General features: G+C 66.3%; 7 protein-coding genes and 3 tRNA genes. 5 read left to right on the top strand and 5 right to left on the bottom strand.

All coding sequences use genetic code 11. From position 1 onward, the window contains the following. Window positions 1–30: 30 nt before the first annotated feature. On the bottom strand, window positions 31–1,245 hold the full coding sequence (gene scpB / locus AOZ49_RS00265; protein ID WP_054473900.1) for an SMC-Scp complex subunit ScpB: 1,215 nt from the start codon (window positions 1,243–1,245) through the stop codon (window positions 31–33). Between the two features lie 68 nt (window positions 1,246–1,313). On the opposite strand from scpB, the gene AOZ49_RS00260 reads away from it, so the two are divergent. Continuing rightward, a tRNA-Met gene (locus AOZ49_RS00260) sits at window positions 1,314–1,390 on the top strand. 832 nt (window positions 1,391–2,222) lie between these two features. On the opposite strand, the gene AOZ49_RS00255 is transcribed toward AOZ49_RS00260, so the two are convergent. The 4 genes from AOZ49_RS00255 to AOZ49_RS00240 all read right to left on the bottom strand — a co-directional run bounded on the left by AOZ49_RS00255 (window position 2,223) and on the right by AOZ49_RS00240 (window position 5,906). Next, window positions 2,223–3,122 carry a LysR family transcriptional regulator gene (locus tag AOZ49_RS00255; protein WP_156333224.1) on the bottom strand — a complete coding sequence of 300 codons (900 nt, stop codon included), beginning with the start codon at window positions 3,120–3,122 and terminating at the stop codon, window positions 2,223–2,225. Between the two features lie 147 nt (window positions 3,123–3,269). Further along, window positions 3,270–4,277, bottom strand: coding sequence for a CobW family GTP-binding protein (locus AOZ49_RS00250; RefSeq protein ID WP_082380253.1), 1,008 nt, complete (start codon window positions 4,275–4,277; stop codon window positions 3,270–3,272). A gap of 28 nt (window positions 4,278–4,305) precedes the next feature. After that, window positions 4,306–5,553 (bottom strand): zinc metallochaperone GTPase ZigA, encoded by a 1,248-nt coding sequence (gene zigA / locus AOZ49_RS00245; protein ID WP_054473899.1) that lies wholly within the window; start codon window positions 5,551–5,553, stop codon window positions 4,306–4,308. Between the two features lie 277 nt (window positions 5,554–5,830). Beyond that, window positions 5,831–5,906 (bottom strand) — tRNA-Asn (locus AOZ49_RS00240). Window positions 5,907–6,118: 212 nt separating this feature from the next. On the opposite strand from AOZ49_RS00240, the gene AOZ49_RS00235 reads away from it, so the two are divergent. The 4 genes from AOZ49_RS00235 to AOZ49_RS00220 all read left to right on the top strand — a co-directional run. Then, window positions 6,119–6,194 (top strand) — tRNA-Thr (locus AOZ49_RS00235). Between the two features lie 153 nt (window positions 6,195–6,347). After that, window positions 6,348–7,007, top strand: coding sequence for a response regulator (locus AOZ49_RS00230; RefSeq protein ID WP_054473898.1), 660 nt, complete (start codon window positions 6,348–6,350; stop codon window positions 7,005–7,007). After that, the gene (locus AOZ49_RS00225; RefSeq protein ID WP_054473897.1) at window positions 7,004–8,347 is read left to right on the top strand and encodes an ATP-binding protein; all 1,344 of its coding nucleotides are present in this window, start codon (window positions 7,004–7,006) and stop codon (window positions 8,345–8,347) included. The genes AOZ49_RS00230 and AOZ49_RS00225 overlap by 4 nt, the downstream gene beginning before the upstream one ends. 63 nt (window positions 8,348–8,410) lie before the next feature. Then, on the top strand, window positions 8,411–9,758 hold a 1,348-nt coding region (locus AOZ49_RS00220), incomplete at its 3' end, for a Do family serine endopeptidase (protein WP_054473896.1).

The raw sequence follows: 9,758 nt of genomic DNA, 5'->3' as shown, positions 1-9,758 counted from the left end.
TATTCGTTGTCACTGGGACAGCTCCGAATTTCAAACTTGGGGAGGCCTGCCAGTGGCAGGCGCATCATCATCTGGGGACTCCGGTTCGCGCTCAGCCTCGGGCTGGGCGGAATCCGGCTCGGCAGGCTCCGCCATGGCGGAGCCGGTATCAGGCTCAAACGGCCCGGCGCCAGGCACCAGGGGTTCGGCCTCGTCTATCGGTTCGGTCGGTTTCGCGCTTTCCGCGTGCTCGACAAGCTCATCCGCGGCGCCGGATTCGGCGCGTGCGTCGGAACTGCCAGTCTCTGCGGGGTTTTCGGACAGCCCGCCATGCGCCTCTTGGGCGGCATCCACTCCCGGCGCCTCGGCTTCATCGAAGCGCCCGGCATTCTCGATGCCCACGGATGGCGCATCGGACAAGCTTTCGGCTTGCCCCCGGACGGTGGAATCGTCTGCGGGAATCGCGTCTTCTTCTGTGCGCGAAAGCGGGGATTCTACGCCATCATCCGCCGCGATGGGGGCGCCGTCGTCCGAAACAGACAATTCCGCCCCTGGAATACTGGCTTGCACACCGGCCTCGGCAAGGGCGCCCTGCCCTTCGCCATTCTCGGCGACGGCAGCGGCATCCGCACCCTCCACGGAATCAGCGGCATCATCGGTATTGGCGGCATCAACGCCTTCGGCGTCGGCGGCATCCGCCAGCTGCTGCACTTCGCCCAGGTCCAGGCCGGCCAGCGCGGCGGCGGCATGCGTCGATTCCAGCGCGGGCAATTCATCCAGCGCACGCAGGCCGAGGTCATCGAGGAACTGGCGCGTGGTGCCGAACAAGGCAGGACGGCCCGGCGCGTCTCGGTGGCCGATGACTTCGATCCAGCCCCGATCCTCCAGCGCCTTCACGATGTTCGACGACACGGTCACGCCGCGGATGTCCTCGATGTCGCCGCGCGTCACCGGCTGGCGCCAGGCCACGATGGCCAGGGTTTCCATCACCGCGCGGGAATACTTGGGCGGCTTCTCGGGATTGAGCCGTTCCAGGTAGCGCTGCATGTGCGGGCGGCTCTGGAACCGCCACCCCGTCGCCAGCTGCACCAGCTCCAGGCCGCCATCGGCCCAGTTGTTCTGCAGCGTTTCCAGCAACGTGCGCAAGGCGCTGTTGTCGAATTGTTCATCATCCCCGAACAGCTTGCGCATTTCGGACAGTTGCATCGGCTGCACCGCGCAAAGCAGCGCGGTTTCCAGCACGAGTATCGCCTCGCTATCGTTCATCGAGATTCAAATTCAAAAAGGGCTAACTTGCGTTAGGTTGAAAATAAGGCTACTATTCTTTTCTCAGACGCGGGGTGGAGCAGTCTGGCAGCTCGTCGGGCTCATAACCCGAAGGTCGTAGGTTCAAATCCTGCCCCCGCAACCAAATTGATCAAGGCCTGGCGAATGCGCCGGGCCTTTTTCATTTGCGGCCGGCGTGTTGAAAGCACACACATTGAACGCACGCAGGACGTCATCGGCCAAGACAAGCCCGCGCGACGCCGGCTTGCGCGCTGAATGAAGCGACTGAACCGACTGAAGTGACTGAAGCGACGCGGCATTTTGCCAACCGGAAATGCGCGCCACGGCGCCACGCCAGGCAGCGGCCCGCGCAGCCACCCAGACCACACCATGGGCGGGACGGCTACAGACAGCGCTGGTTTGCGTATTTCTCACGAGAATCCTGTATTTACCACCAACCGCCGCGGGCTCGCGCGGCGATACTCACGCCATTCAAGATGGGCTGCGCGCAGCCCCCGGCTATGGCGGGGACAAATCCATCAGCGACGGATTCGTTCAAGCAAAATCTGGAAAGCTGGCAAATGCGCCAACAAGCCTGCGGAACGCGCCACCATTTGGCGCTATTCCCGCGGCAACCGACATTGCGGTAATCGATATTGCGGTATTCGAGATCAAGGACCTGAATCGTCAGGCATCGGCCAATGGCACCCTGCGCCTGCGGCCGCCATCCGGAAAATCCGGTGCGCCTCTCCCCTGGTGCTCCTGGCGCCCGGCCTTGCAGGGCACAGGCCCGACAAGCCTGGACCCCAATACGCCGGAACCACGATTCTTAGATATTTTCCAAGACTACTTGCTGGCGGACGATGGCACAGGCCCTGATGCACAGCGCCTGGCCCGTCGAGGCAGCAGCCAAATTATACCGTTATATACCCCGCCCTCAACCCGGCGCCTCCAAGCGAGGGCGCCCCGAGGACAGCTTAGGACTGATCCCAGGGCGCCGGCCCCAGCCGCTCCACCAGGAAATCCAGCATCGAGCGCAAGATCAAGGGCATCTGCCGGCGTGACGCATAGACGCCGTAGATGCCGAGCTCCTGCGGCCTGGCCTGCGGCAGGATGACCTTCAAACGCCCCTGCGCCACATACTCGGCGGCGTAGTAAGTTGGCAACATGGCGACGCCGGCGCCTTCCAGCGCCGCCTGCAGCAGCACCGACACCTCGTTGGCGCTGATGTTGCCGCTGACCGGCACATCGACCGGCACGCCCTCGCGCTCGAAACGCCACAGACTCTTGCCGAAATAGGAGTGGGTCAGGCAGTTGCGCAGTGACAGATCCTCGACCCGCGCCGGCTCGCCTTCGCGCTGCAGGTAGTCGGGCGAGGCGCAGACGATGGAACGGCAAACCGCCAGCTTGCGCGCGATCAGGTTCGGATCCAGGTCATTGGTGATGCGCACGGCCAGATCGACCCGCTCCTCGACCAGATTGACCGTCCGGTCGACCAGCATCAGGTCGACCGAGGTGCCCGGGTGCAGCTTGACGTAGTCGGTGATGACCCGCGCCAGGTGCCGGGACCCGAACGACATGCTGGTGGTCATGCGCAGCAGGCCGCGCGGCGTATCCTCGGGCGTGGAGACCGCGCCGCGCAAGTCGCCCACCATGTCGAGCATCTGCCGGCAGCGCGGCAGCGTCTCGGCGCCGGCCGGCGTCAGGCTGAGACGGCGGGTGGTGCGATGCAACAGGCGCACGCCAACCCATTGCTCCATTTCGGCCAGGTAGCGCGACACCATCGCGCGCGACATATCCAGATGAACCGCCGCCGCCGACAAACTACCTCTGTCGGCGACCTCCACGAATACCTGCATCGCTTTCAATCGGTCCATGATTGTCTCGATTCTTGCATCAGACTTTCTGGTTATACCGTATTTCCATGCATTTTCAGCACATGAAATGACAGCTTTCCAGCCGTTTCAAGACAATCCGGCAAGCGCGTGCCGGCTTTGCCAGCGAGCGGCGCCGCGGTCGGCCCGTCAGGCGGGGAACTGGCCCAGCGCCGCGCACACCTCGGCCCGCACCGCGCCCACGTCGGCCCCTCTGACGATATAGACCAGCCGCGACAAGCGGTCGTCGCCCGGCCATTGCGGCAACGTCCGGATCGGATAGAGCTCGCCGTGCACGCCATGAACCTCGCAGGGCAAGGCTTCGCCCTCGAAGCACACCAACCCCTTCATCCGCAACAATGCCGGGCCGAACCGCTCCTGCACCCGCGACACGCCCGCCAGGAAGGCGGCGCGCCCGATCGGCGCGACCAGCGTCAGCGAAAAGCTCGCCACCTGCGCATGGCGTCCGGCCATCGGCTTGGCGAACGCCCGCAGCCAGCCCGCCAGGTCGGTGCCGTCGCGCCGCGCCTGCGTGTCGGGCCCCTCCAGCAACGCGCCGACCAAGGGCGCGTCGGTGCGCTGCACGCAGCGCCGCGCGCCCGGATTGACCGCGGCCACGGCCTGCTCCACCGCGCGCAATTGTGCGGCGTCCGCCAGGTCGGATTTACTGAGGACGACCGTATCGGCCAGGGCCAGTTGCCGCAGCGCTTCCGGTTGCGTCTCCATCTGCTGCGGTCCGTGGCGCACGTCGACCACCACGATGGCGCCCTGGTAGGCATAGCGCTCGGCCAGGAAGCGGTCGTGCTTGAGCGTGAAGAGCACCGGCGCCGGATCCGCCAGGCCGCTGGTCTCGATCAGCACCCGGCGAAACGGCTTGATGCGGCGATTGAGCGCCAGCATGAACAGCTCGCGCAGGGTGTCGGCCACCGCGCCGCTGACCACGCAGCACAGGCAGCCGCCCTCGATCAGCACGATGTTGTCCTGCGCCAGGCGGACCAGATGATGGTCCACGCCGATGTCGCCGTATTCGTTGACGATGACCACGGCGTCGGCATAGGCCGGCTCGCGCAGCAGGCGATTGAGCAGCGTCGTCTTGCCGCTGCCCAGAAACCCCGAAATCACCGTCACGCCGATGCGCTTGTCGCCTTCCGCCGCCATCACCCCACGGGCTCTCGCCCCGTCCTCGCTATTGCGCCGCGCCCCAGATGGGGAACGGATCCCGAATCGTAGCCAATTCGATCGCCGGGCGGGTCATTTCTTCCTGCGTCATCAGGCACGCCTGCAGCCGGGCCGTCAGCGCCGCCTGGTCCATGCCGACGCCGATCAGCACCAGTTCCTGGCAGCGGTCGCCATAGATGGGATCCCAGTCGGCCACGATGCGGGCGCGCGACTCGACATCGTCCGGCCAGCGCTCGCGGGGCAGCGCGGCCCACCAGTACCCGGCCGCGCCATGGCGCGTGACGGGGCCGGCCTGCGACCAGGAGGCGGCGAACGCGGGCCGCGTCACCAGCCAGAAGTAGCCTTTGGAACGCACCACGCCGGGCCACTCCTCGTGAAAGCAGTCCCACAGGCGCTGCGGATGGAACGGCCGCCGCGCGCGGAACACGAAGCTGCCGATGCCGTACTCCTCGGTTTCCGGCGTGTGCTCGCCGCGCAGCACCTTGAGCCAGCCCGGCGCCTGCGCCGCCTCCTCGAAATCGAAACGCCCCGTATCCAGCACGCGCGCCAGCGGCACGCGGCCGAACTCGCCGTGCACGATGTCGGCGCGCGGATTGAGCTGGCGCAGGATCGCCTCCAGCCGCTCCAGCTCGTCCGCCGCGATCAGGTCGGTCTTGTTCAGCACCATGACATCACAGAACTCCACCTGCTCGATCAGCAGGTCGACCACGGTGCGCTCGTCCTCCTCGCCCAACGTCTCGCCGCGCGCGGCCAGGCGGTCCTGGCTGGCGTAGTCGCGCAGGAAATTGAAGGCGTCCACCACGGTGACCATGGTGTCCAGCCTTGCCACGTCGGACAGGCTAAGCCCGTCCTCGTCGCGAAAGGTGAAGGTCTCGGCCACGGGCAGCGGTTCCGAGATACCCGTGGATTCGATCAGCAGGTAATCGAAGCGGCCCTCGGCGGCCAGACGGCGGATCTCGATCAACAGGTCCTCGCGCAACGTACAGCAGATGCAGCCATTGCTCATTTCCACCAGCTTTTCGTCCGCCCGCGACAACGCCGCCCCGCCCTCGCGCACCAGCCGGGCGTCGATGTTGACGTCCGACATGTCATTGACGATGACCGCCACGCGCCGCCCCTCGCGGTTGTTCAGCACATGATTGAGCAAGGTGGTCTTGCCCGCGCCGAGAAAGCCCGACAGCACCGTCACCGGCAGGCGCGCATCCGGCCGCGCCAACCCCGAATCGGGCCCCACACCCTCGTCATTCGTCCGCATGATATCTCACCAAAAAGAAATGTTATTACATAACAAATCTTACGCGCGCCCAGGCCCCGGAAGCAAGGCCGCAATGATCGGGCGCGGATGACAACAATGAGGAGAGAATGACGGCCGGCCAGGCTTGGCCCCAACGTCGCCACACGGACAAACGCATGCGACGCACGCGTCGGGACGGCAGGCAACAGAGACGCCGCGCACGAACGCGCGCGACAAAAAAACCCACGCGACAAAAACCAAAAGGGCCACTCACTTGCGTGAGTGGCCCTGAATTCTTTGGCTCCCCGAGCTGGGCTCGAACCAGCGACCTGCGGATTAACAGTCCGTCGCTCTACCGACTGAGCTATCGGGGAACTGCTAAGAAACGAGATTATGAAGGAAAAATTCGAAGTGTGCAAATCGGATCTTTTTTCGCGCCACACGCACCCCAAGTTTCCCATCGCCAAAAAACTCTGATATCATTTCGGTCTTTCCAGATCAGGCCCCATAAACAGGGCATGAACCGGGAAAGAAAAAGATGTTTTGCCTGAGATTCTGGCTTGCCGGAAACGAAGCAAATGGTCTTGCCGGCATAGCTCAGTTGGTAGAGCAGCGCATTCGTAATGCGAAGGTCGTAGGTTCGACTCCTATTGCCGGCACCAGAATTCAAAAAGCAGCCCTTCGGGCTGCTTTTTTCATTTCCGGCCGGCGCGCCTGAACCGCCCCGCCGCCGCCCCAGGCCGCCCTCCCCTTGCGGGAACTCCGGCCGCGCCGCGCACGTCCAATCCGCTGGACACCTCACGGCGACAACTATCATGCGCATCCTTCTCGTCGAAGACGACACCATGATCGGTGAAAGCGTGCTGGACTGCCTGCGCGCCGAACACTACGCCGTCGACTGGGTCAAGGACGGCCACACGGCCGAACTGGCCCTGCGCACCGATCCCTACGACCTCGTGCTGCTCGACCTTGGACTGCCGCGCCGCGACGGCCTGACGCTGCTGCGCGAGCTGCGCGGCCGCAAGGACCGCACGCCGGTCCTGATCGCCACCGCGCGCGACGCCGTCAGCGACCGCATCGCGGGGCTGGACGCGGGCGCCGACGACTACATCGTCAAGCCCTACGACGTCGATGAACTGCTGGCGCGCATGCGCGCCCTGATCCGCCGCAGCGCGGGCCGCGCCGAGCCGGTGTTCGAGCACGACGGCATCATCATCGACCCGCAGTCGCACGCCGCCACCGTCGACGGCACGCCAGTGCCGCTGACCGCGCGCGAATGGGCGGTGCTGGAGCCGCTGATCGCCCGCCCCGGCATGATCTTCTCGCGCGCCCAGCTCGAGGAAAAGCTGTACAGCTGGAAAGACAGCGTCAGCAGCAACGCGGTCGAGGTTTATATTCATGGCCTGCGCAAGAAACTGGGTCAGGACCTGATCCAGAACGTGAGAGGCGTCGGCTATGTCATTCCCAAAACATGAGCATTCCGCTTAGCTATTCGCTGCGGGCCCGGTTGCTGTTCTTCCTGCTGGCCGCGATCGCGGTCGGCGCGCTGGTGCAGGGCGCCATCGCCTATCGCAGCACCCTGCAGCAGGCCGACGACATCTTCGATTCGCTGCTGCAGCGCACCGCGCTGTCGCTTGGAACCGGCGACGGATTGCTGCGGATGGGACCAGCCCATGCCAAGGGCTCGGCCACGCCGATGGCCGACGACCTCATCATCCAGATCTGGACGCCGGATGGCGTGCGCGTATTCAACTCGCGCTCGCGCCGCCCCCTGCCCGACCAGATCATCCTGGGTTTCGCCGATGCCGAAGTCGAAGGCAGCACCTATCGCGTCTACTCGCTGGCCACGCCCTTCCAGGTGATCCAGGTGGCGCAGGACATGCAGGTGCGCAAGCGCATGGCGGGCGCGCTGGCCTGGCGCACGGTCGCGCCGATCGCGGCGGCGGCGCCGCTGCTGATGCTGATCGTCTGGTGCGTAGTGAGCTGGTCGCTGCGGCCCGTCAAGCGCGCCCGGGCCCAGGTGGCCGACCGCCGCCCCGAGGACCTGTCGCCCATCAACGTGCCTGACCTGCCCGATGAAATCCGGCCGCTGATGCAGGAACTGAACCTGCTGCTGGAACGGATGCGCGGCGCGTTCGCGCAGCAGAAGCAATTCGTCGGCGACGCCGCGCACGAGCTGCGCTCGCCGCTGGCGGCGTTGAACCTGCAACTGCAATCGCTGCGCCGCGCCAGTGACGACGACAGCCGCCGCGTCGCCGAGCAACGGCTGGCGGCGGGCATCGAACGCGCCACGCGGCTGGTGGAGCAATTGTTGTCGATGGCGCGCCACGAGAACAACGCCGAGCAGCCGCCCGCTGAAACCGTGGACCTGGCCGACGTGGTGCGCCTGGCGCTGTCCGAGACGCTGCCCGCGGCCAACGCCAAGGACATCGGCATCGAACTGCGGGGCGCGCCGCAGGCCATGGTGCGCGGACATCGCGACGATCTGGTGCTGCTGGCGCGCAACCTGCTCGACAACGCCATCAAGTACACCCCCGCCGGCGGCCATATCGCGATCCGGCTCGACACGCCCCCGGAAGGCGCCCGGCTGCTGATCGACGACAACGGCCCGGGCATCCCGCCGGCCGAGCGCGCCCGCGTGTTCGACCGCTTCTACCGGCTGGACGGCAACACCCAGCCCGGCAGCGGCCTGGGCCTGGCGATCGCCCGCGCCATCGCCCAGCGCCACAACGCGGCCATCACGCTCGAGGACGTGCCCGACGGCCCCGGCCTGCGCGCCCAGGTGGCGTTTCCGCCCGAGCAGGCGCCGACTTAAGATTCACCTAAGTGTCAGGCCCGAAGATAGCGCCATGTCCCCACACATGACGCAGGAGCCGACATGAAGACCTCGAAGATGAACCCCTCGCGCCTGGTGCTGGCGCTGCTGGCCGCCGGCGCGATTGGCGGCGCTGGCGCGACCGCCGCGTTCGGCGGCATTTCGATGGCGGCCAGCGCGCCGTCCGCCGTGGCCGTGGCCGCAGCCTCCCCTACGCCGGGCGCCCCTACGCCGGGCGCCCCCATGGGCGCTCCCAATTTCGTGCAGATCACCCATGACTACGGCCCCGCCGTGGTCAACATCAGCATCAGCGGCACGCGCAAGGTGTCCGATGACGACGACGATCCCTTCGCCCAGTTCTTCGGCCAGATCCCCGGCGCGCGCGGCGGCATGCCTTCTCGCGAAGTGCCGATCCGCGGCGAGGGCTCGGGCTTCATCGTCAGCAGCGACGGCGTCATCCTGACCAACGCCCACGTGGTGCAAGGCGCCAAGGAAGTGACCGTCAAGCTGACCGACCGCCGCGAATTCCGCGCCAAGGTGCTGGGCGCCGATCCGCAGACCGACGTGGCCGTCATCAAGATCGACGCCAAGAACCTGCCGGTGGTGAAGGTCGGCGACGTCAACCAGCTGCAGGTGGGCGAATGGGTGCTGGCCATCGGTTCGCCCTACGGCCTGGAGAACACCGCCACCGCCGGCATCGTCAGCGCCAAGGGCCGCTCGCTGCCGGACGACACGTCGGTGCCGTTCATCCAGACCGACGTGGCGGTGAACCCCGGCAATTCCGGCGGTCCGCTGTTCAATGACCGCGGCGAAGTGGTCGGCATCAACTCGCAGATCTACAGCCGCACCGGCGGCTTCCAGGGCCTGTCGTTCTCGATCCCGATCGACGTGGCGTACAAGATCAAGGACCAGATCCTGGAACACGGCAAGGTGCAGCATGCGCGCCTGGGCGTGACGGTGCAGGAGGTCAACCAGGACCTGGCCAACTCGTTCAAGCTCGATACGCCGTCCGGCGCGCTGGTCTCCAGCGTCGAGAAAGGCAGCGCGGCCGAGAAGGCCGGCCTGCAGCCCGGCGACGTGGTGCGCAAGATCAACGGCCGCACCATCGTGTCGTCCGGCGATCTGGCGTCGCTGATCACGTTGGCCACGCCGGGCGAGAAGATCACGATGGACCTGTGGCGCAACGGCGCCCCCAAGGAAGTCGTGGCGACGCTGGGCGGCGTGCCGAAGGACCGGACGCAGACCGCCGGCGACAGCCGCGAGGTGCAGAAGGGTCAGCTCGGCCTGGCATTGCGCCCGCTCTCGCCGCAGGAGCAGGAAGCCTCGGGCACGCAGGGCCTGTTGATCGAGCAATCGGCGGGCCCGGCCGCCAAGGCCGGCATCCAGCCGGGTGACGTGCTGCTGTCGCTCA

The sequence above is a fragment of the Achromobacter sp. 2789STDY5608615 genome (assembly GCF_001298995.1).
Lineage (GTDB): Bacteria > Pseudomonadota > Gammaproteobacteria > Burkholderiales > Burkholderiaceae_B > Achromobacter > Achromobacter insuavis.
The sequence above is the reverse complement of the archived record's forward strand: the minus strand, read 5'-3'. Positions and strand labels throughout refer to the sequence as shown.

Excerpts from the sequence above, each read along its gene's own strand:
- scpB (WP_054473900.1), bottom strand. The coding sequence starts at position 1,245 with ATGAACGATAGCGAGGCGATACTCGTGCTGGAAACCGCGCTGCTTTGC.
- AOZ49_RS00255 (WP_156333224.1), bottom strand. The coding sequence starts at position 3,122 with ATGGACCGATTGAAAGCGATGCAGGTATTCGTGGAGGTCGCCGACAGA.
- AOZ49_RS00250 (WP_082380253.1), bottom strand. The coding sequence starts at position 4,277 with ATGGCGGCGGAAGGCGACAAGCGCATCGGCGTGACGGTGATTTCGGGG.
- zigA (WP_054473899.1), bottom strand. The coding sequence starts at position 5,553 with ATGCGGACGAATGACGAGGGTGTGGGGCCCGATTCGGGGTTGGCGCGG.
- AOZ49_RS00230 (WP_054473898.1), top strand. The coding sequence starts at position 6,348 with ATGCGCATCCTTCTCGTCGAAGACGACACCATGATCGGTGAAAGCGTG.
- AOZ49_RS00225 (WP_054473897.1), top strand. The coding sequence starts at position 7,004 with ATGAGCATTCCGCTTAGCTATTCGCTGCGGGCCCGGTTGCTGTTCTTC.